The sequence below is a fragment of the Pseudochrobactrum sp. B5 genome (assembly GCF_001939785.1).
GTDB lineage: Bacteria > Pseudomonadota > Alphaproteobacteria > Rhizobiales > Rhizobiaceae > Pseudochrobactrum > Pseudochrobactrum saccharolyticum.
The window spans coordinates 174,319-197,172 of record NZ_MOYL01000001.1; the positions used below are offsets into that span (position 1 = coordinate 174,319).

Sequence of the window (22,854 nt, forward strand, 5' to 3'; positions counted from 1 at the left end):
AGTTTAATTAACATACAACATATTGTGGCCGGAAGGATTGACATTCTTCCGGCCTTTATTTTTGCGCCCGCAGCGCTTCAAACAGATTCCCTGTAGCTGTATTGTGCTATGATTCGAAGATAATGGCAGAAAATTCTGCCGCTGATTTTTAAACAGTTATGAAGCAGCAAATGCTGCGGCGGAGAATTTTAAGGCATGTCAGGTGTCAGTTCATTTCGAAATATTGGCTCTGTTATAAGCCGTCATTTTCGCAAAGCTCTGGCAGCGACAGCCGCATTTTCTTCTGTTTTATTCTCCGGTCAGGCACTGGCGCAAAGCTATGATATCGGACGAATTCCGATGCCGGGCGGAAGCACTTTAGGCCCGAATGAAGTGGTGCAATTTGCCATTGTTGTGGGGGTAACAGGTGCCGCACTTTTGTCGGTCAGCTGGATCATTCGCAGCCGTAACCGTGTGAACCGCGAGAACAGTGCTTTGCGTGCCCGTGTTGCTGATCTCAGCCATGCAGTGACGCGCAGCGAAACCCTGCTTAATTTGAAAGATCAGCGTATTGTGGTCTGGGCAGGCGCGGAACCGGCAAAACGCGGGACGCCACAACATAATACGCAGACAGAAGTGCTGGGTCAGTTGCCGGTGGCCAGCGGAGTGCCGCAGGATCCGGCGGCTTTTTTAAGCTTCGGGCGCTGGTTGCGCACCGATTCCGTAGTGGCACTGGAACGCGCGATTTTATCGCTGCGCGAATATGGCCGCTCTTTTGATTTTCTGGTTGAGACCAATAATGGCACCATGCTTGAAGTGCAGGGGCAGACAACCGGTGCCTATGCCATTACCCGCTTCATTAATGTTGACGGTGTTCAGGCCAGAGCCGCGCAATTACAGGTACAGAATAATGAGCTGTCCGACACGCTGACAATGCTCCATGCACTTCTGAACCGTCTGGATCAGACTGTCTGGACACGCGATGTGGAAGGACGGCTGAACTGGGCGAATAATGCCTATGTGCAAGCTGTCGGTGCGGGTGATCTCGATCAGGTTCTGCAGGAAGGGCGCGAATTGCTGGGTGAGCAGGCGCGCCAGAAGATTGAGCGTGAGCGCGTTCTGTCAGCCGATTCGTCTGCAGCTAATCTGAGTCATCAACCGGTTATGATGCAGGCAGCACAACAGGGCGCATCCATTGCCACTTTCCGTGACCGGCTGGCCACGGTTATTGCCGGTGACCGCCATATGCTGGATGTGGCGGAGGTTTCCTGTTCGGCTGGTTCTGCCGGTTTTGCAGCTAATATGAGCGATCTGGAGCAGGTGCGGGCAGAATTGCAGCGCACGCTCCGCAGCCATGCGGAAACTCTCGACCAGCTTTCAACAGCTGTGGCGATTTTTGATCCTGAAATGAAGCTGCAATTCTTCAATCAGGCTTTTGCCAAATTATGGTCTCTGGATATTGCCTATCTGGAAAGCCATCCGAGCAATGCCATGCTGTTTGATGGTTTGCGCAGTGACGGCAAATTGCCGGAACAGCCGGAATGGCGACGCTGGAAAGAATCCATGCTGTCGGCCTATCGTGCTGTTGATCCGCAGGAACATTGGTGGCATCTGCCGGATAGCCGCACCTTGCGTGTGGTTGCCAATCCGCATCCGCAAGGCGGTGTGACATGGTTCTTCGAGAATATGACCGAGAAATTCGATCTCGAAAGCCGCTATAATACCTTGATGAAAGTGCAGGGCGAAACGCTGGATCATCTGGCGGAAGGTGTGGCTGTGTTCGGTGCCGATGGTCGTATCCGCCTGTCCAATCCGGCTTTTGCTGAATTGTGGTCAATCCCGCCGACTATTGCCGTTGAAGGCACGCATATTTCGGTCATTCGCAAGCAGTGCAAAGAACTGGCCGATGACCGTTATTGGGACGAGTTTGTCTCGGCAGTCACCGGTATTGCCGACAAGCGCGAAGGCACGCAGGGGCAGGCGGAACTGTCTACCGGCACTATCCTTTCCTATGCTGTAGTCCCGCTGCCAAAAGGCCAGATGATGCTGACCTTTGTCGATGTGTCCGATACGGTGCATGTGGAACGTGCGCTGAAAGACAAGAATGAAGCGCTGGAACTGGCCGATCAGATCAAGAATGATTTCGTTCAGCATGTATCCTATGAGCTGCGTTCGCCGCTCACCAATATTATCGGCTTTACCGAATTGTTGCAGACACCGGGCTTCGGTGAGTTGAACAACCGTCAGCGCGAATATGTTGAACATATCAGCACATCTTCCCTGACTCTGCTGACCATTGTGAATGATATTCTTGATCTGGCGACCGTCGATGCTGGTATCATGGAGCTGGATGTCAGCGATGTACCGGTGCGTGATGCTGTTACCGCTGCCAGCGAACGCGTCGCAGACCGTCTGCGCGAACATAATATTGCGCTGCAGATCAATATTGAAGATGCTGTCACCAGTTTCCGCGGCGATGCCAATCGTGTGCATCAGGTGCTGTTCAACCTGCTGAGCAATGCGGCCAATTATGCGCCGGAAGGTTCGGTTGTCGGTCTGGATGCGCGTCTTGATGGTGATCATATTCTTTTCAGTGTCCACGATAGCGGGCCGGGCATGCCTAAAGAAGTGCTGGATACGGTATTCAAACGCTTCCAGTCGCACAGCAATGGCGGCCGTCGCCGTGGTGCAGGGCTTGGTTTGTCACTGGTGAAAAGCTTTGTGGAGCTGCATGGCGGTACGGTTGATATCCGCACGGCACCGTCGTCAGGCACAACTGTGCTTGTTCGTTTCCCGCTGGATGCGCGCCTGTATCGTGCAGCAGCCGAATAACCGGATCAGGCTGTCTTTTCCTCTGAATATCATTATTCTCATCATGTCCGGAGATGACGGGCAGAGCATATAATAACGGAAGCTGATATGGCTGATGAACAGGATAGCAGCACTCTCTATACGGTAGAGTTGGTGTTGGAAAATGAAGCCGCGATGATCCGTTTTGCGGAAGATATCGCACTGGCGCTGGCTAAAGGCGACCTTGTTACGCTGAAAGGTGATCTGGGCGCAGGCAAATCCACTCTGGCGCGCGCGATCATCCGCACCATAGCCAATGACGATTTCTACGAAGTGCCGAGCCCGACTTTTACGCTGGTACAGTCCTATCCTGAGTTGCGTTTGAGTATTGCCCACACAGATCTCTACCGCCTGTCCTCGCCGGAAGAACTGGATGAGCTGGGGCTTGATGAGGCGCTGGAAAGCGGTGCTGTGCTGGTGGAATGGCCGCAGCAGGGTGAGGGCGTTTTACCTGTGCCGACAATTGCGATCACGATTGATCATGAAGGCGATGGCCGTCGCTTGACGATGGAAGTGACAGCCAAAGCGGCACGGCGTATTTCCCGCTCGCTCGGCATCCGCAGTTTTCTGGAAAAATCCGACCGCCACCATGCCAGCCGCCGTTATCTGCTGGGCGACGCATCACCGCGCGGCTATGAGCTGATTACCAGTGAGAGCGGTACCGAAATCCTGATGAACGCACCGGCGATGCCTTATGATCCGCTGGTCAAAGACGGACGTCCGTATCGCCAGATTGCCCATCTGGCGGAGAATATGGATGCTTTCGTTGCGATGAACCGGTTGCTGCGTGAAAAAGGTTTCCGCGCACCGGAAATTCTGGCGCTTAATCTCGATCGTGGTTTTCTGCTGATGGAGCATCTGGGCGCAGAAGGCGTGCTGGATAGTGAAGGCAAACCAATCGCAGAGCGCTATGTAGCGGCAGCGCGGATGCTGGCGCATTTGCATCAGCATGACTGGCCGCAGGATATTGCGATCAGTGAAGACCGTACCCATCATTTGCATATGTTTGACCGTGATGCGATGCTGATCGAAGCAGAATTGCTGCCAGTCTGGTATCTGCCCTATGTGCAGGGCGAGCCTGCCAGTGCAGACCAGACACAGAGCTTTGAACAGGCATGGGACAGTGTATTCAAAAGTCTGAATAATGCAGAATATAACCTGCTGATGCGCGATTATCATTCACCGAATATTCTCTGGCAGGATAAGGCAGAAGGCATAGCCCGCCTTGGCATCATTGATTTTCAGGACGCGATGATAGGCCCGTCCGCCTATGATCTGGCGTCACTGGCAATGGATGCCCGTGTGACAATTCCTGATGAGTTACAAGATCAGATTGTCGTGGCTTATTGTGATGAGCGCCGCAAGCTGGCCAAGGCTTTTGACGAAGAGGCCTTCCGTTCCGCCTATGCGATTATGGCTGCGCAGCGAAACACCAAAATTCTTGGCATTTTTGTGCGCCTGTTCAAGCGCGATGGTAAGCCGGCTTATTTGCAGCATCTGCCGCGTATTCAGGCCTATGCAGCGCGTGCCTTGCAGCATCCGTCGCTCGCACCGGTGCGCAAATGGTATCAGGACAATGGTCTTTTGCAGGATTAATACCCATGCCGGATAAGAAGAACTCAGAAGCATTTGCCCCTGATACAGCAATGGTACTGGCAGGCGGCTTGGGCACACGGATGCGCCCGCTGACCCTGACCACGCCAAAACCGCTGATCGAGGTTGCAGGCCGCACATTGATTGATCGCGGGCTGGATGCACTGGTTGAGGCCGGTGTTAAAAAGGCTGTGGTCAATGTACATTATCTGGCGGACCAGATGGAAGAACATCTGAAAACCCGTGATGATATTGCGATCACCATTTCCGATGAGCGCGAACTGCTGCTCGATTCCGCAGGCGGTATTGTCAAAGCTTTGCCGGAGCTCGGCGATAAGACATTTTATATCCTTAATGCCGATACATTTTGGGTGGATAGCCAGAATTCCAATCTGAAGCGTCTTGCGCAAAACTGGGATGAAAGCAGAATGGATATTCTGCTGATGCTGGCAGACCGGCATCATTCCACCGGTCATGAAGGACGCGGCGATTTTCATCTCAATGAAAACAGCACATTGCGCCGTGTGCCTGTGGATGAGCGTTCCGATTATATTTATGCCGGTGCGGCACTGGTTAATCCGCAGCTTTTTGCCGGAAAAGAGATCAGTGTTTCTTCGCTGAACAGCTATTTTAACGCCGCCATTGCCGCAGGCCGGCTTTACGGTATGGTCATGCAGGGACATTGGCTGACGGTCGGCACGCCGGAGGCAATCGGCGAGGCAGAAGCGGCCCTTTTGACACTCGCGTAAAGCAGAATATTCAGTTTAGGGAGACGGGTCTATGAGCGAGCGGCGTCCGCGTCTTTATTCGATTGCATCGGGAACACCATTTCTGCCGCGTTTTGCCGATGCTTTGCTGAATGGTGAGTTGATCGAAGGCTTTGGTGCCGATGCAGGCAATCCGCTGGCTCTGGCCGACGCGGTGATCTATGTGCCGACACGCCGTGCTTCCCGTGCCTTGCGTGCTTTGCTGGTTGACCGGAATCCGGCTAATGCCGCTCTTTTGCCGTCTATCCGCCCGCTGGGTGATGTGGAAGAAAGTGCCGCGCTGTTTGACAGTGCTGCGGAAGAGTTTCTCCAGCTTGCCCCGCCGATGAGTGAGCCGGAACGACTATTATTGCTAGCGCAGTTGATCCGCCCGTGGCGCGAAAGCCTGCCGTCGCATATTCGTGCCATGTTCGGTGCAGAGGATATTGCCATTCCGGCAACGACTGCTGATGCTATCTGGCTGGCGCGCGATCTGGTGCGACTGATGGATCAGGTGGAGACAGAGGGCGCGAGCTGGAGCGAACTTGGTCTGATCGCACCGGAAGAGCTTGCCGACTGGTGGCGGGTGACACTGCAATTTCTGGAAATTGTCACCAAAATCTGGCCGGATGTTTTGGCTGAGCGCAACCGCTCCAATGCTTCACAGCACCGCAACTGGCTGATTGAATTTGAAACGCAGCGGATGCAGAAAAATCCGCCGCAAGGCCCTGTGATTGTCGCCGGTTCCACCGGTTCTATTCCGGCAACGGCAAAACTGGTAGCAACGATTGCCCGCCTTCCAAAAGGTGCCGTGGTGTTTCCGGGGCTGGATCGTGATCTGGACGAAAAAGCGTGGACCTTGCTTGCCGACGGGCTGAATAATCCGTCCACCTATGGCCATCCGCAATATGGGTTGCGCAAGCTTCTGGATCAGATGCAATGCCGCCGTGACGATGTGCAGCATCTGGAAATTACGAATCCGGCTAAGCGTATGCGCGAGCGCATTGTCAGTGAGGCACTGCGTCCGGCAGAAACCACCGATCTATGGGGGCATTTAAAGCTCGATGCACAGGCTGTGCGCGATGCGATGCAGAATGTGGCACTGATCGAAACCGCCAATGAGCGCGAAGAAGCGCTGGCAGTGGCACTGGCTTTGCGGGATGCGATTGAAGCGCCGGATAAAACCGCCGCGCTGGTGACCGTTGACCGTAATCTGGCGCGGCGTGTGGTGCTGGAACTCACCCGTTTCGGCATTGATGCGGATGATTCCGGCGGTAAACTCCTGCGCGATACGGAAGCGGTTATTCTGCTGCGCCTGCTGATTACCTGTGTATTTGAGCCAGGTGATCCGGTGGCGCTGCTGGCACTGGCCAAGCATCCGCTGGTGCGGCTGGGACAAAAGCGCGGTGATCTGCGTCGTGCCGCGGAAATGCTGGAACTGGTCGCGTTACGCGGTGGTACGGGCAGGGCGGATATTGCCGATCTGCCGGGCTTTCTTGAACAGAAGATGATGGAAGCCTCCGCCAAGCCTTATGAACCGGCATGGCAGGATAATATTGCGGCGGCAGAGCTACTTCAGTTGCAGAGTTTCTGTGCGGCTATGACTGCAGCTGTGGCACCGCTGACCAATCTCATCCGCATTCAGGCGCGCATTGAAGTACCGCAGATCATGCGGGCAAGTGTTGAGGCACTGGAAAATCTGGCGCGCGATATCGATGATACGGTGCATCTGCTCTATCAGGGGCAGCAGGGCGAGCAGTTCAGTGCATTTCTGCGCCAGTTGATTGCCGCTGATACAGGGTTGGATTTTCTGCCGGAAGAATGGCCGGATATGTTTGAAGCACTGCTGGCCAATGAAACAGTTAAGCCGCATCCGGGCGGCCATCCGCGTGTGTTTATCTGGGGGGCGCTGGAGGCGCGTCTTCAGACGGTTGATACGGTGATTGTCGGCGGGTTGAATGAGGGGATCTGGCCGGCGAAAACCCGCAATGATCCGTTCATGTCGCGCCCGATGAAAGGCATGATCGCGCTTGATCCGCCGGAAGTGCGTACCGGTTTGGCCGCGCATGATTTTGCCATGGCAACGGGTATGGAGCAGGTGATTTTCTCCCGCTCACAGCGCTCTGAAAATGCGCCGACTGTACCGTCGCGCTGGTTGCTGCGTCTGGAAACGGTAACGGGTAAAGCTGTAACGGATGCCATGCGTGAACGCGGCGGCAAATATCTGCACTGGGCACGTCTGCTCGATGTCAGTCCCGATGTGCCGTTTGTCTCTCGTCCGGAGCCAAAGCCGCCGGTGGATGCGCGACCGAAACATTTCTCGGTTACGGAAATTGAAACACTGCGCCGCGATCCTTATGCGATCTATGCGAAGAAAATTTTGCGTCTTCGTGCACTGGAACCACTGATCCGTGATCCGGCAGCGGCTGAGCGCGGAACATTGTTTCATGACATTCTCGGCGAATTTACCCGCCGCGATATTGACCCTCTGTCACCGCAGGCGGAAGAAGAATTACTGGAAATCGGGCGTGGTGCTTTCACTGATGCTGATCTGCCGCCGGAGATAGAAGCCGTGTGGTGGCCGCGTTTTACCGCGCTGATACCGGAGTTCTTGCACTGGGAGCGCGAGCGCGCGCCTTATGTGCGTGAGCGCCATGCGGAGATTTCATCGGCAAAAGCGGTTGTCGAGCCGCTGGCCGTAACATTGTCTGGCCGTGCTGACCGTATTGATGTGATGCGTGACGGCACGACGGTAGTGATCGACTATAAGACCGGCTCGACCCCATCAGTGCGTCAGGCTCATGTGCTGTTGTCCCCACAGCTGGCACTGGAAGCGGCCTTGCTTAGGCGCGGTGCCTTTAAAGAGATCGGCCAGAGCGATGCACAGGATTTGCTCTATGTGCGCTTGCAGGGCGGCGGAAGGCTCAAGCCGGAATCCATTCTCAGTACGGATCGCGGCGCCAGCGTGAAAACCGCTGTGGAATTGGGTGAAGAATCGTGGACGCGTCTTGGTGAATTGCTGACGGAATATAATCGCGAGGAGCAGGGCTATCGTTCCCGTGCCTTGCCGTTCCGTGAAAGTGATCTGACGGGTGATTATGATCATCTGGCGCGGGTTCTGGAGTGGTCGGCGGGCGGAGCAGACGAAGGCGGAGATGCATAATGAAACCTAAAATCATCCCGCAGGAAACCATTGATGCGCAGGCCAAGGCTGCGAACCCTTATGATTCTGTCTGGGTATCGGCTAATGCCGGTTCCGGCAAAACCCATGTTTTGACAGAGCGGGTGATCCGGCTGCTGCTGGAGGGCACAGACCCGTCTAAAATCCTTTGTCTGACCTATACCAAAGCCGCAGCGGCTGTGATGCAGAACCGTGTTTTCCAGCGCCTGTCGGAATGGGCAGTGCTGGATGATGAGGGATTGAGCAAAAAACTCAAAGATCTGGAAAAACGTGAACCCGATGCGATCCGTCTTGAAATCGCTCGGCGTTTGTTTGCCCGCGCTTTGGAAACGCCGGGTGGTTTGAAAATTCAGACCATTCATGCTTTTTGTGAATCCATCCTGCACCAGTTTCCGCTCGAAGCGAATATTGCCGGTCATTTTGAAATGCTCGACGATATGATGCAGACGGCACTGGTAGGGGAAGCACGGCGGCAATTGCTGGAAGTGGCCTCCACCTCTGCCCATGCGGGTCTGGCTGAAGCTTTTGCCACCGTGCTGGAAACCGCCGGTGAAATGGGGTTGGAAAATCTGCTGGATGAAGCGGTGTCCAAGCGCCATGCCTTGCATGGATTTATACGGCAGACCGGTGTCGCGGAAACCCGTCAGGATGTTTTCTACCGTCATTTCGGCTTTGATCCGGAAGACACTGAAGCCGATATTCTCTCCGATCTCTGGCCGGTGGCTGAGTTTTCCGAAGATGTGCTGGATGCGGTGATGAACCTGCGCAAGCCTGCTGCCCGTGCGCAGGATGTGGTGCTGCAATTGCGGATGATTAAACCGCAGACCACACCGGCACAAATGCAGGAGATTCTGCGCAAGGCATTTCTCAAATCCACAGGTGAGCCGAAAAACGGCTCATGGGTGGCAACCGCTGCGGTTAAAGCGGAACTACCGGATTTCGAAGACGACTTTAACCGTGTCGCTGCCGATATTTATGAAGGGCTCGACCGGCTTAAACTGCTGAAGCTGATCCGGCTCAACCTTGCGGCCTTCACACTGATTGATGATCTGCTGTCGCGCTATGAGAAGATGAAGCGCAATCGTGGACTTCTGGACTTTGATGATCTGATCAACCGCACCGTCTCACTGCTGTCACGCAACGGTGCAGGCATGTGGGTGCAGTATAAGCTTGATCGCGGTATCGACCATATTCTGGTGGATGAGGCGCAGGATACCAGCCCTGAGCAGTGGCAGGTTATCAATATGCTCTCTGCTGAGTTCTTTTCCGGCTCGGGGCAGCGTGATGTGCGCCGTACCCTTTTCGCAGTGGGCGATGAGAAACAGTCGATTTATTCCTTTCAGGGCGCACGGCCTGAGGATTTTGCTGCGACTGGTAAAGCTGTTTCGCGCATGGCAGCGCGTGCGGAATTGAGCTTTGAAAAAGTCAGTCTCAACTTCTCTTTCCGCTCCACACCGGATGTATTGTCGGCGGTGGATACGGTATTTTCGCGTGAAGAGGCTTTTCGTGGACTTGGCATTGAGCGGCAGCCAACCGTTCATGCGGCGATCCGTTCCAATGACGCCGGTGAGGTTGAGGTCTGGGATATTCTTACGCCGGAAAAGGTTGAAGAGGTTGAGGACTGGCGTACACCGATCGACCAGTTACCTGCACCGGCCGTCAAGCTGGCTGAGCAGATTGCCACCACTATACGTCATTGGCTGGATACAGGCGAGCCGATCCATGGCAAGGGGCGGCGCATGGAGCCGCGCGATATTATGGTGCTGGTACGCAAGCGTGATCTGTTCATGCCCGCACTTTCCCGTGCCTTGAAAAATCGCGGTGTGCCGGTGGCCGGTGCTGACCGTCTGCGCCTGACCAGCCATATCGGAATTAAAGACCTGATGGCTGTCGGACGTTTTGTACTGCAACCGGCGGATGATCTGTCACTGGCAAGTGTACTAAAAAGCCCGCTCTTTGGTTTGACCGAGGAGCAGCTTTATCGTCTTGCGCAGCCGCGCGGCACCAAGCAGACGCTTTATGCCGCCATGGAGAAGCTGGGGGACAGCGATGCACCGGATGCGGGCGCATGGCAGGTGCTGTACACAAAACTGCGTCGCTGGCGCAATATGGCCGATACAATGCCGGTCTTTGAGTTCTATGCCCGTATTCTCGGACAGGATGGCGGACGGCGTAAATTGCTGGCGCGGCTCGGGCCGGAAGCCGGTGATGTGATCGACGAATTCCAGAATTACGCATTGGCAACCGAGCGCAGTGGTCTGCCAGGGTTACAGGCCTTTTTGGAAACACTGGAAGCGGCTTCACCGGAAATCAAGCGCGAGCTGGATCAGAACCGCGATGAAGTGCGTATCATGACGGTGCATGCCTCCAAGGGGCTGGAAGCGGCTGTGGTTTTCATGGTTGATCCCGGCAATGCCGCATGGTCGGCAGGGCGTGCACCAAAGCTGTTGAGCTTTGATATGGCTGAGCCGGACGGTTATGAGGGCAAAGGCTTTCTCTGGCTGCCGAAAAGCGATTACGGTACTGGTTTTACTGCGGAGCTGCTGGAAGAGCTTAAAACCCGCTCTGAGGAAGAATATCGCCGTCTGCTTTATGTGGGTATGACCCGCGCCGAAGACCGGCTGATCCTGTGCGGCTATCGCGGTGAGCGCGAGAGCGAAAACACATGGCTGAAACTGACCTCTGACGGGCTGGGTGATGAGGCCGTGGCCTATGATCATCCGGTTGAGGGTGTGAGTGCGCGGCGTTATCGCAAGACAGAACTGGCAGCATTGGAAATACAAGACAAAGCGGATACGGCTGAGACCGCCTATCCGCCGCTGCCTGACCATTATCGCAGGCCGCTGGAGCCGGAACAGGGGCTGCCACGTCCGCTGACGCCATCCGGTGCCTCTGCACTGATTGAGGCTGATGCGGAGCAGGTTGTACGCAGCGGTTCGCCCGTTCTGGAGCAGGGCGCACAAAGTGAGGGCGGTGGCCGCAGTTTTGGTTTACAGCGCGGTACAGTGATCCACACATTGTTGCAGCGCCTGCCGGATTTGCCTGCGGAACAACGCGAGCAGGCGGCGCGGCGTTATCTGAATATTGCTGCCGGCGATTGGCATGAATCACAACGTGAAAAAGTACTGGCAGCGGTCAGTACTATTCTGAATGATCCGCAATTTGCTGCGGTATTTTCACCCGCTTCCAAAGCGGAAGTCTCATTGATGGGTAAGCTGCAGCTGCGCGGCAAGGAACAGGTTGTCTCAGGCCAGATCGACCGGATTTGTGTTGAAGAAGACCGTGTGCTGATTGTCGATTATAAAAGCAACCGTCCGCCAGCCCGCACGCAGCAGGAAGTGCCGCAGGCCTATATCACTCAGCTTGCACTGTATCGCGCGCTGGTTGAGCCGCTTTATCCGCATAAACGTGTTGAGGCTGCATTGCTGTTCACTGAAGGGCCGCATCTGATTGTGCTGGATGAGGATGTGATGGAACAGGCACTGATTGCTCTGGGCAAGGCTGTATGAAGAGGTCGCTTCGAAAACTCTTTTATTATCGTAGTTTCGGACGGATCGAAGTGGGAAAAAGAAAATAGTCCTGTGGACTGTTTTCCGTGCGAAGGCGGTTCCCACTTTTCCTGAAACTACTTTATATTGACCTTTCATCACAATGACACCACATATCAGCTAATAATGAATTTCATAGCAGGTTTTGGCCTGTAACAGCGAAAGAGGAAAGCCTATGGCGACCGTTAAAATTGACAATAGCAATTTCGAATCCGATGTGCTGAAAGCTTCTGAGCCGGTTGTGGTGGATTTCTGGGCGGAATGGTGCGGACCTTGCAAAATGATTGCACCGGCTCTGGAAGAAATTTCATCGGAAATGTCCGGACAGGTGAAGATCGCTAAAGTGAATATCGATGAAAATCCGGAACTGGCTGCGCAATATGGCGTACGTTCCATCCCGACATTGCTGATGTTCAAAAATGGTGAAATCGCTGCCAATATGGTTGGTGCTGCACCAAAGAGCCGTCTGGCCGACTGGATTAAAGCTTCGGCTTAATCAGATTAAGCATTATCAAAAAAAAGCCCCGCATGAGTGCTCATGCGGGGCTTTTTTATTGATACAGATCAGTGCTATTGCGGCGGTGTGTTATTTGCTGCCAGCACATCGCCTGCCAGATATAGTGAGCCGCCGATCAGAATGCGCGGTGCGATCACCTCATCTTTGACTTGTTCTTTGATGGCTTTGAGCCCTTCAGCAACACTGGCAACCGGCAGAGCTTCCAGACCGGCTCTGCGTGCCGCATCAGCCAGCGTTTCATGGTCGATGCCGGAATCGCTGGAGCTGATTGCTACCGTATAGACCTGTCTGGCCATACCGGTGAAAGCTTCAAAATAACCGACCGGATCTTTGGTATTGATCATACCGGTAATCAGATAAAGCGGACGCGGATCGCGTTCTTCAAGTTCGGCAAGCGCCTCGGCAATGACCACGCCTGCACCCGGATTATGCCCGCCATCAAGCCAGACTTCAGCCTTTTCAGGAGCAAAACGCATCAGGTCACCCTGTGTCAGGCGCTGCATGCGCGCAGGCCATGTCACGGATGTCATGGCTTTTTCAACCGCCTGATCGCTTAACGCGAAACCGGCTTCGCGCACGGCTTTGATCGCTGCCGCTGCATTGGCAATCTGGTGACGGCCTGGGAGACGAGGCAGCGGCAAATCAATCAATCCGCTCTCATCCTGATAGACCATGCGGCCATGTTCCTGATAGGCAAGGAAATCCTGCCCGAAAACGCTCAGCGGACAACGCAAACGGTCAGCAATATCAATCATCACCTGACGGGCATCATCGCTGCTCTGGAAGCCGATCACCACCGGACAACCGCGTTTGATAATTCCGGCTTTTTCAGCGGCAATGATTTCGACTTTATCGCCGAGATAGGACTGGTGATCGAGTGATACCGGCATAATCAGCGATACGGCTGGTTTGGTGATGACATTGGTGGCGTCAAAGCGTCCGCCAAGACCAACCTCCAGAATAACTGCATCTGCCGGATGCTCGGCGAAAAGAACAAAGGTCACGGCGGTCAGAAGCTCGAAGACGGTGATCATATGCTCACCATTCGCCTCTGTTACCCGTGCAACGGCATCCGACAACGTTGCATCATCAACCAGCTGGCCAGCCTCGCCTTTGCGCCCCAGACGATAGCGCTCATGCCAGTTCACCAGATGCGGGGAGGTGTGCACATGCACGGCCAGCCCTTCCGCCTCCAGAAGCGCACGGGCGAAAGCTGTGGCTGAACCCTTGCCGTTGGTGCCGGCAATATGGATGATTGGCGGCAACTTATCCTGCGGATTGCCCAGCGCTTCCAGCAGGCGGCTGATGCGCTCAAGTGACAGATCAAAACCCTTCGGGTGTTTTTCCAGAAGGCGTTCAATACGATGTGCGGCGGTGGGATTTTGTGTCATGGCAGATCCGGAAGTGCTCTATCTATTTGCTTTTACGCGTATCTTATCCCAATCGAAGCAGGAAAAGAAATCAGTCCAGTGAACTGATTTCCCTGCGAAGGCGCTTCACACTTTTCGGGATACGCTCTGATAATCGCAGATGAACTGACCAGTTTGCGGTCTGTTTTGCAACAGGGTACTTATAAAAGAAAACGCGCCGCTGGTTTAGCGGCGCGAAAAGTCATCTTACCGGCAAAAAACTCTGCCGGTCAGGATAAATCCGTCAGGCAGAGGCCGCGCGTGCAGCATCTTCAGCAATAGCGGGTTTTGCTTCGGCTGCAGGCTGCTTCATCATGATTTTCAGAATACGGGCAACGGTTTCTTTCATCTCAAGACGAGAAACCACCATATCAATCATACCGTGATCCAGCAGATATTCCGCGCTCTGGAAGCCTTCCGGCAGCTTTTCACGGATCGTCTGTTCAATCACGCGTGCACCGGCAAAACCGATCATTGTGCCCGGTTCAGCAATATGAACATCGCCGAGCATGGCATAAGAAGCGGTTACACCACCAAATGTCGGGTTGGTCAGAACCACGATATAAGGCAAGCCTGCTTCTTTGAGCATTTCCACGGCAACAGTTGTGCGCGGCATCTGCATCAGTGACAGGATGCCTTCCTGCATACGCGCACCGCCGGAAGCGGTGAACAGAACCAGAGGACGTTTCTTCGCAATGGCTGTTTCTGCTGCTTTGATGATCGCATCACCGGCAGCCATACCGAGGGAGCCGCCCATGAAAGCGAAGTCCTGAACGGTGGCAACAATCGGCAGATCTTCAATCGTACCCAGCGCATTGATGATGCAATCATCCTGCTGCGTGCGGTTACGATAGTCCTTCAGACGATCAACATATTTCTTTTCATCGCGGAATTTCAGCGGATCTGTTGCAACTTTAGGGTTTTCCAGAACTTCATATTTGCCTTCATCAAAGAAGAAGCGCAGGCGGTCTTTGGCCGGAATGCGCATATGATGGCCGGAAGCAGGGATCACCCACTGATTGCTTTCCAGATCTTTGTGAAACACCATTTCACCGGTTGACGGGTCCTTGATCCAGAGATTCTCCGGCATATCCCGACGCCCCAGCATGGAGTTGAGCTTCGGACGGACATAATTCGTAATCCAGTTCATATGGGCTTTCCGTTGTTCTTAATTCCTGAAGTCTTTGTGCTCTTATACCAAATTGCGCTTAAAGCGCAAAATTCAGAACACAAAGAATGCCGGATTACTCCGGCAAGCTTAATTATCTATTTTACGCTGCTTATTGGGCAGGAGCAAGGCGGGCGCTGCGAACACCGGATGCAAGCTCGCTGACAACAGCCGTTGCGGCAGCAACAGGATCACCCTGAACCTTGTCATTGGCATCCAATGTGGCGGCAATGGCAGCCACGATCGCGGAGCCGACAACCACGCCGTCAGCCGATGCACCGATTGCTTTGGCCTGTTCGCCTGAGCGGACACCAAAGCCGACGCAAACCGGCAGGTCTGTATGGCTTTTAATCCGTGCAACAGCTTCACTGACCTGTGCTGTATCTGCCAGAGCCGAACCGGTAATACCGTTCATCGACACGTAATAGACAAAACCGGACGTGTTTTCGAGCACTTTCGGCAGACGCTTTTCATCTGTTGTCGGGGTAGCCAGACGAATGAAATTGATGCCGGCTTTAATCGCCGGAATGCAAAGTTCTTCGTCCATTTCCGGCGGCAGATCAACAACGATCAGGCCATCAATACCGGCTTCCAGGGCATCTTTGATGAAGCGCTCAACACCGTAAATATAGATCGGGTTGTAATACCCCATCAGCACGATCGGTGTTGTGTCATCGCTCACGCGGAAATCACGCACCATTTGCAGAGCCTTCGGCAAAGTCTGGCCTGCATGCAGTGCGCGCAGGGCTGCGGCCTGAATGGCAGGACCGTCTGCCATCGGATCGGAGAAGGCCATGCCGATTTCAATCACATCAGCACCGGCCTTTGGCAGGGCTTTCATGATTTCAACCGATGTTGCGTAATCAGGATCACCGCCCATGAAATAAGTGACCAGCGCAGGGCGTCCCTCAGCGCGAAGTGCCGCGAATTTCTCATCCATACGTTTTGTCATGATTACATTTCCATTCCGAGAATTTCGCCGACTGTGTGCACGTCTTTATCACCGCGGCCGGAGAGATTGACGATCATGATCTGATCCTGATCCATTTCCGGTGCCAGCTTCAGAGCCTGTGCAATCGCATGGGAGGATTCCAGTGCCGGAATAATGCCTTCCGTGCGGGTGGTGATCTGGAAAGCTTCGAGCGCTTCATCATCCATAATTGGCACGTAATTCACGCGACCGGTATCTTTCAACCATGAATGTTCAGGACCCACACCCGGATAGTCGAGACCGGCAGAAACCGAGTGGCCTTCAAGAATCTGGCCATCTTCATTCTGCAGCAAGTAAGTGCGGTTGCCATGCAACACGCCCGGATTACCTGCGGTCATGGAAGCGCAATGCTTGTCACCATCCAGACCAAGGCCACCGGCTTCAACACCGTAGATTTTAACTGATGTGTCATCAAGGAACGGATGGAACAGGCCGATCGCATTGGAACCGCCGCCGACAGCCGCAATAATCGCATCCGGCAGACGGCCTTCACGTTCCAGCATCTGTTCACGGGCTTCGGTGCCGATCACGGCCTGAAAATCACGCACCATTTCCGGATACGGATGCGGGCCGGCCGCCGTGCCGATCAGGTAATAGGTGTCTTCTACATTGGTAACCCAGTCACGCAGGGCTTCATTCATCGCGTCTTTCAGCGTGCCGTTACCGGCGGTCACGGCATTGACCTTTGCACCGAGCAGTTTCATGCGGAACACATTCGGCTTCTGGCGTTCAACGTCGGTTGCGCCCATATAGACCACGCATGGCAGACCAAAGCGGGCTGCAACGGTTGCCGAAGCAACGCCGTGCTGACCGGCGCCGGTTTCCGCAATAATGCGGGTTTTGCCCATACGCTTGGCAAGCAAAATCTGGCCGAGGCAGTTATTGATCTTGTGGCTGCCGGTATGGTTCAGGTCTTCGCGTTTGAAATAAATCTTCGCGCCGCCTTTGCCGCCCTTGGCTTGCGCCTGTTCACGCACATAGCGGGTCAGACCTTCAGCATAATAGAGCTTGGAAGGGCGACCGGCATAATGGGTGGAGAGCGCCTGCAATTCGGCTTTGAATTCAGGATCTTCTTTGGCCGCATCATAGGCAGCCTGCAGATCGAGGATCAGCGGCATCAGGGTTTCAGCAACGAAACGCCCGCCGTAAATACCAAACATGCCGTCTTCATTCGGCCCGGTTTTGAAAGAATTGAGCTCGCTCGACATGAGATATGCTTCCGATCTTTGATTCAAATGGATGCCTGATAAGGCAGTCTTATTTTGTATTGCTTGCTTCACGCACGGCTGCAAAAAATGCATCAATCAGTTTGATGTCTTTTTTGCCCGGCTCGCTTTCAACACCTGATGAAATGTCGATAGCAAAGCTGCCTGTTTTGGCAAGAGCCACATTAATGTTTTCTGCGTTCAGACCGCCTGAAAGCATGTAATTGCCCAGATCCTGCCGTGCTTTCAGAAGGTTCCAGTCAAAAGAGACACCATTGCCGCCCGGCAGTTCTGAACCCTTTGGTGCCTTTGCGTCAAACAGAAAACGGTCTGCAATGCCCTGATAGGGGGCAACCACATCAAAATCACTGTTTTCGCGGATGGAAAAGGCTTTCATCACCGGCAGGCCGTAGCGCTGCTTCACCTGAGCCACCCGTTTCGGTGTTTCATTGCCGTGCAATTGCAGAATATCCGGCTGCAGCACAGCGACAATTTCATCCAGCTGCGCATCATCCGCATTCACAGTTACAGCGACGATTTTGGCTTTGCCACGGGCAGCAGCGGCAAGCCTGGCTGCTTGTGCAGGCTCGAGATGACGCGGGCTTTTCGGGAAAAAGATGAAACCGATATGGCTGGCGCCGTTTTTCAGGACGGTTTCCACGGCTTCCGGCGTTTTCAGGCCGCAGATTTTAACTTCAATAGCGGAGGAGGACATTTGCTTAATTTCAGACTGTTTATTGAGTAAGTATGGAGTTTAGCGCGTAAAAAGCCATAGGGACAGCTTAATCCGTCACTGAGGCAAAGGAAACCGCATGGAGCGCACTGCCATGCCGTTTGAGCCATGCCCTTGATGTTGGTGTATCAGGGCAGAGTCTGGTGCAAAGCGCCCAGAAGTCCGGCCCGTGATTCATTTCGATCAGATGGGCAACCTCATGAGCGACCAGATAATTGATCACCTCTGCCGGTGCCATCATAATACGCCATGAGAATGCCAGATCCCCCTTCGAGGTGCAGGAGCCCCAGCGACTGGTTGTGTCTTTAAAGCGCACGGAAGTTGCCGGTTTACCGATGCGCCCCGTATGCACCAGCACCAGCCCGTTAATATCAAGCTTGGCCAGTTTTTTGAGATAGTCGGCAATGCGTCGTCCCATATGCTGGGCATCGCCATGCACGATCAGTATTGCTTGACCGTTTTCATCGCGATCCTGCCTTGTGGTGCCACGCTTTGCCGGTTCATGCACAATCCGGTGCGCAATGCCACGGATATGAATAGTGCTGCCGTCCATGAAAGGCACCGTGACGGGTACTTTGGATATCTGAGCTTCAATCCAGCCGTGATGGCGGGCGATAAACAGATCAAGCTCGCGCTCCGGCAGGCGCGGCGGAACGGTAACACGGATAGCTTTGCCACCGGTTTCAATGCGCAGGGTCAGTCTTTTGGCGCGCGGATTTTCCCAGACACTCAGCGGCAGACTGCGTCCCGCAACGGAATAAGCCCGCTCGGCACGCAGTGCTTTCGGAGCAGGTTGTTTTTTCGCTGCTTTTTTAAGCGGAGGTTTGCGGAACAAGGACAGGATCATGCGGGGATCATAGGTGATTCGCCAATGGAGTTATAAGCGGAACTATAAGAAAGGCGCATCTGCCGATGCGCCTCTGAGATAGTGTGTAAATATGCGCGCTGGTTACAGCTCAATCACATCATCTTTTGATGTGTTTTTGCAGCGTTCAGCCATGAAGCGTTCGAATTCTTCACGGTCGCGGGCGCGGCGCAGTTCACGAATATGCGCTTCAAATTCCGAACGGGCTTCATCAAGCTTGCGGCGTTCTTCATCAAGGCGTTTCAACTCTTCATCACGCCAGTCATCAAAGGCACTGTTGCCGGTCGATTGCATGCCGCCGGTGAAGCGGGAGAAATCCTGACCTTTGCGGCGGCATTTGCCGACAAATTCATCAGTTGCCTGATTGATGTCGCGTTTCACGCCGGGCAGACGGTCGCCCCAGATGATATAAGCCAGCATGGCAAGACCAAGCGGCCAGAAAAAGATAAAGCCTAAGACCATCAGTGCAATTGTTGCCGGTGTCCAGGCTGGACGGATCAATGCGGATGTGTTCATGAGATGGCTCCGTAAATCAGCTTGATGATCCGAAGTAATCATCAATCGCTAAAATACGTGGTGTGTACGGAGCCGGAATTCAAGAAAAACCCCGCAAAATCGGTGTTTTTACGGAGTTGGCATATCGGTTTTACCAGTGTTTCAGAACTGATTTTTAAACTTTTTCAAAGCTTTAAATTCTCAGCGGAATTTTGAAAGATATTCCGATCCGGCAACGATTAAACCGGCAATCAGCGCCCAGAAGGCCGAGCCGATGCCTAAGATTGTAATACCGGAAGCGGTGACGGCAAAAGTGATAATAGCGGCAAAGCGCTCATGCTCGTTTTTCAAAGCAAGTGACAAGGCGTTGATGAACGGACCAATCAGGCCGAGACCAGCAATCAGCATAATCAGTGCCGGTGGCAGCACTGCAAAAACTGCCACCAGTGACGCGCCGAAAATCGCAAAAATCAGATAGCACAGCGCATAGAACGGACCGGTCAGCCAACGCTGTTTCGGATCGGGATGGGCATCATGACCGGTGCAGATTGCCGCTGAAATCGCTGCCATATTGCTGGTATGCGCACCGAAAGGTGCTGAGATCAGCGAGACAAGACCCGTCATTTGCAGACAGGCCGCCGTCGGTGGTTCATATCCGGCAGCGCGTAAGACAGCAAAACCAGGCAGGTTCTGCGAGGCCATCGTCACCAGATAAAGCGGCAATGCCAGCCCGATCATGGCAGATAGCGAGAATTCGGGCACGATCATTGTCAGAGTGGAGAGTTCCGGTGTCGGCAGATTATCCGCACGGCCAATCAATAACGCAAAAATCACACCGCCGATCAGCACACTGATGACAGCCATAGCCGGATTATACAGCCGGATAATCAGAAACAAGCCGATCAGCGGTAAGACCAGCAACGGGTCAAGCGACAAAGTTTTGGCAGCATTGATCACAAAGCTCGATAAAACACCGGCCAGCATTCCGGAGGCGATGGATGCGGGAATCCGCTCGACAAATTTTGCCACCGGTTTGATCAGGCCGGTGATGATAATTGCAACAGCAGTGACGATGAATGCGCCGACAGCTTCCTGCATGGTGAAGCCGATACTGGCACCGATCAGCGCCAGACCCGGTGTTGACCATGCGGTGATAATCGGAATGCGGTAGCGCCAGCTGAGATAGCCGGATGAGACGGCGAGAGCCAGCGATATGGCTGTGACCCAGCTTGCTGTCTCGGCCTGCGTTGCACCAAGCGCTGTTGCTGCCGCTATAATCAGCGCCAAAGTGCCGCCAAAACCAACAAAAGCCGCAACTGCAGCCGATGCTATCACTGAAAACCGCATGATCCCCTCCCGATTGTTGCAGGCTTTTTATTGTTATATTTGCGCGATCATGGCTTCCACGGTGCGTGTCAGCAAATCAAGATCCTGTGGGCGCGAGAGGCGGTGATCGCCGTCGCGGATCAGTGTCAGTGTCACATTATCAACCGGCAGATGTTCGACGAGGCGCAGCGCATGGGCATAAGGCACATCAGGGTCTTCCATGCCTTGCAGAATATGCACGGGGCAGCCGGTTTCAATAATGCCGTTGAGCACCTGATTGGCACGACCATCCTCAATCAGATTTTTGGTGTAGATATAAGGCTGTGGTGAATATTCGGATGGCTCTTCCATATAGCCTTTTTGCTCAAGCTGGTTCTTCTGATCTTCCGTCAGCGCCGGTTCTATCAGAGCCTGTGTGAAGTCCGGAGCGGGGGCAAGCAGGATCAGACCGGCAGGCTTTTCACCGGCTTTGATGAGTTCCTGCACTATCCGCAGCGCAATCCAGCCGCCCATCGAGGAGCCGATTAGAATCTGCGGGCCGGTTGTGAAGGCGCGATAGGTGGCAAGGCTCTGTTCCAGCCAGAGCGAGATTGTACCGTCTTTGAATTCACCGCCGGATTCGCCATGGCCGGAATAGTCAAAGCGCAGCATGGAATGATTATGCGCTTCCGCCCATTGATCGAGATGCTGGGCTTTGCCGCCGAGCATGTCGGAGCAATAACCGCCGAGCCAGACAAGACCGGGAGCTTTGTCACCTTTTCTGTGACGCAAGGCGATTGATGTGCCTTTGACATCAAGAAACTGCGGGGCCTGATCGGTCATGGGGTGCTCCTGACTATGCTTATAAGTTTAGGCGTATAAATTTTGTTTGGTGGCGAAACATTGCTGTCACAAGCTATAAACTTGAAATTCTGCGAGGCAATGCTCATTTTAAAAGCAGCCACACAGATGCCGATTTGTCATCATAGTAATGAAACTGTGATGAGAAGCCGCTTTTAAGCCGGTTTTCGGGTGATTTTACTGCATTGATATTGCCCCGAGGGGGGTGATTTGCATTTCAAAAGATGCTATTGACTTTCGCGCTGCACTGCGTGCCTTAGACAGGCTGAAGGTGCAGCTGCGGTATTCGTAGCCCGTATCCGGACATGAATTCACCGTATATGTTTAATAATTCGAGGAGAATACGACCATTCGCCGACCGTTCAGAGCGACGCCGGTCCAGAAAGACGGACCGCGCTCCAACCGAGATATCCGGGTACCCCGGGTTCAGCTTATTGACGCCGAAGGCCAGAACCATGGCACAGTGACGATTCAGGAAGCCATTGCACTCGCTGAAGAGGCGGGTCTGGATCTTGTTGAGATTGTTCCTAATGCGGAGCCGCCGGTCTGTAAGATCGTTGATCTTGGCAAGCTGAAATATCAAAACCAGAAAAAAGCTGCCGAAGCGCGTAAGAAGCAAAAGACGGTTGAGATCAAAGAACTCAAAATGCGTCCGAATATCGACGATCACGATTATGAAGTGAAGTTGAAGGCTGCAGGACGTTTCTTTGAAGACGGAGATAAGGTCAAAGTTACTTTGCGTTTCCGTGGCCGTGAAATGGCGCATCAGGAACTTGGCATGAAGCTGTTGCAGCGTGTTAAAGAAGATACTGCGGAAATCGCTAAGGTTGAAGCAGAGCCAAAGCTTGAAGGCCGTCAGATGATGATGGTTCTCGCACCGCGCGGATAAGCATAACAGTTTCTGTTTTGTAAAATGAAATAGCCGCCTACGGGCGGCTTTTTATTTAGACTCTTTAGAGTTGCTTTTTACTGTATTTGTGCGTATTGAAGCGCTGTTCAAACCGACCGGCAGGGCATGCCGTGGCGGTTTTGTATGCTTTTCGGGCTTTGGTCGGCCTGAAAGTACAATCGAGTCTTTGTCTTATGCAGACAAAACGTCTTGAAAATAAGAACCGGAGTGCAGCGCACGAGGGGGATTTAAACAAGAGGCGTGGAGTATCGCAGATACGACAGGGACTAAAATTAAGGAGTAGCAAAATGCCCAAGATGAAGACCAAATCTGCTGCCAAGAAACGGTTCAAAATCACCGGTACTGGTAAAGTGATGGCTGCTGCAGCTGGCAAGCGTCACGGTATGATCAAGCGTTCAAACAAGTTCATTCGCGATGCACGCGGCACCATGGTTCTCTCCGAGGCCGATGCCAAAGTTGTTGTCAAGAATTACCTGCCGAACGGCCTGTAAGCATTAG

General features: G+C 53.7%; 17 protein-coding genes. 8 read left to right on the top strand and 9 right to left on the bottom strand.

Annotated elements, in window-relative coordinates:
* Positions 1-195: 195 nt before the first annotated feature.
* The 6 genes from BKD14_RS00885 to trxA all read left to right on the top strand — a co-directional run bounded on the left by BKD14_RS00885 (position 196) and on the right by trxA (position 12,393).
* The gene (locus BKD14_RS00885; RefSeq protein WP_075653933.1) at positions 196-2,811 is read left to right on the top strand and encodes a PAS domain-containing sensor histidine kinase; all 2,616 of its coding nucleotides are present in this window, start codon (positions 196-198) and stop codon (positions 2,809-2,811) included.
* An 87-nt stretch (positions 2,812-2,898) separates the two neighbouring features.
* On the top strand, positions 2,899-4,425 hold the full coding sequence (gene tsaE / locus BKD14_RS00890) for a tRNA (adenosine(37)-N6)-threonylcarbamoyltransferase complex ATPase subunit type 1 TsaE (protein ID WP_075653934.1): 1,527 nt from the start codon (positions 2,899-2,901) through the stop codon (positions 4,423-4,425).
* Between the two features lie 5 nt (positions 4,426-4,430).
* Positions 4,431-5,171: a nucleotidyltransferase family protein gene (locus tag BKD14_RS00895; RefSeq protein WP_075653935.1), complete on the top strand. Its 741-nt coding sequence runs from the start codon at positions 4,431-4,433 to the stop codon at positions 5,169-5,171.
* A gap of 31 nt (positions 5,172-5,202) precedes the next feature.
* Positions 5,203-8,331 (top strand): double-strand break repair protein AddB, encoded by a 3,129-nt coding sequence (gene addB, locus BKD14_RS00900; protein WP_075653936.1) that lies wholly within the window; start codon positions 5,203-5,205, stop codon positions 8,329-8,331.
* A complete protein-coding gene (gene addA / locus BKD14_RS00905) occupies positions 8,331-11,858 on the top strand; it encodes a double-strand break repair helicase AddA (protein ID WP_075653937.1) in 3,528 nt (1,175 codons plus the stop codon). Before addB ends, addA begins: the two co-directional genes overlap by 1 nt.
* 214 nt (positions 11,859-12,072) lie before the next feature.
* A complete protein-coding gene (trxA, locus tag BKD14_RS00910; RefSeq protein ID WP_022709960.1) occupies positions 12,073-12,393 on the top strand; it encodes a thioredoxin in 321 nt (106 codons plus the stop codon).
* A 74-nt stretch (positions 12,394-12,467) separates the two neighbouring features.
* Here trxA and BKD14_RS00915 read toward each other — a convergent pair whose 3' ends face one another.
* The 9 genes from BKD14_RS00915 to BKD14_RS00955 all read right to left on the bottom strand — a co-directional run bounded on the left by BKD14_RS00915 (position 12,468) and on the right by BKD14_RS00955 (position 21,428).
* Entirely contained in the window at positions 12,468-13,805 is a 1,338-nt protein-coding gene (locus BKD14_RS00915) for a folylpolyglutamate synthase/dihydrofolate synthase family protein (protein WP_075653938.1), read from the bottom strand.
* 262 nt (positions 13,806-14,067) lie between these two features.
* On the bottom strand, positions 14,068-14,973 hold the full coding sequence (accD, locus tag BKD14_RS00920; protein ID WP_075653939.1) for an acetyl-CoA carboxylase, carboxyltransferase subunit beta: 906 nt from the start codon (positions 14,971-14,973) through the stop codon (positions 14,068-14,070).
* Between the two features lie 130 nt (positions 14,974-15,103).
* Positions 15,104-15,943 (bottom strand): tryptophan synthase subunit alpha, encoded by an 840-nt coding sequence (gene trpA, locus BKD14_RS00925; RefSeq protein WP_075653940.1) that lies wholly within the window; start codon positions 15,941-15,943, stop codon positions 15,104-15,106.
* 2 nt (positions 15,944-15,945) lie between these two features.
* Positions 15,946-17,190: a tryptophan synthase subunit beta gene (gene trpB / locus BKD14_RS00930; RefSeq protein WP_022709381.1), complete on the bottom strand. Its 1,245-nt coding sequence runs from the start codon at positions 17,188-17,190 to the stop codon at positions 15,946-15,948.
* 49 nt (positions 17,191-17,239) lie between these two features.
* On the bottom strand, positions 17,240-17,902 hold the full coding sequence (locus tag BKD14_RS00935) for a phosphoribosylanthranilate isomerase (RefSeq protein WP_075653941.1): 663 nt from the start codon (positions 17,900-17,902) through the stop codon (positions 17,240-17,242).
* 67 nt (positions 17,903-17,969) lie between these two features.
* Positions 17,970-18,767, bottom strand: a complete 798-nt coding sequence (locus BKD14_RS00940; RefSeq protein ID WP_075653942.1) for a SprT family zinc-dependent metalloprotease — start codon at positions 18,765-18,767, stop codon at positions 17,970-17,972.
* 102 nt (positions 18,768-18,869) lie between these two features.
* Positions 18,870-19,301 (bottom strand): DUF2852 domain-containing protein, encoded by a 432-nt coding sequence (locus BKD14_RS00945; RefSeq protein WP_075653943.1) that lies wholly within the window; start codon positions 19,299-19,301, stop codon positions 18,870-18,872.
* Positions 19,302-19,481: 180 nt separating this feature from the next.
* Complete coding sequence (locus tag BKD14_RS00950) at positions 19,482-20,627, bottom strand: benzoate/H(+) symporter BenE family transporter (protein WP_075653944.1); 1,146 nt, start codon at positions 20,625-20,627, stop codon at positions 19,482-19,484.
* Positions 20,628-20,660: 33 nt separating this feature from the next.
* Positions 20,661-21,428: an alpha/beta hydrolase gene (locus BKD14_RS00955; RefSeq protein ID WP_075653945.1), complete on the bottom strand. Its 768-nt coding sequence runs from the start codon at positions 21,426-21,428 to the stop codon at positions 20,661-20,663.
* 367 nt (positions 21,429-21,795) lie between these two features.
* On the opposite strand from BKD14_RS00955, the gene infC reads away from it, so the two are divergent.
* Entirely contained in the window at positions 21,796-22,335 is a 540-nt protein-coding gene (gene infC / locus BKD14_RS00960) for a translation initiation factor IF-3 (protein WP_075653946.1), read from the top strand.
* A gap of 308 nt (positions 22,336-22,643) precedes the next feature.
* Entirely contained in the window at positions 22,644-22,847 is a 204-nt protein-coding gene (gene rpmI, locus BKD14_RS00965; protein ID WP_028233248.1) for a 50S ribosomal protein L35, read from the top strand.
* Positions 22,848-22,854: the final 7 nt, after the last annotated feature.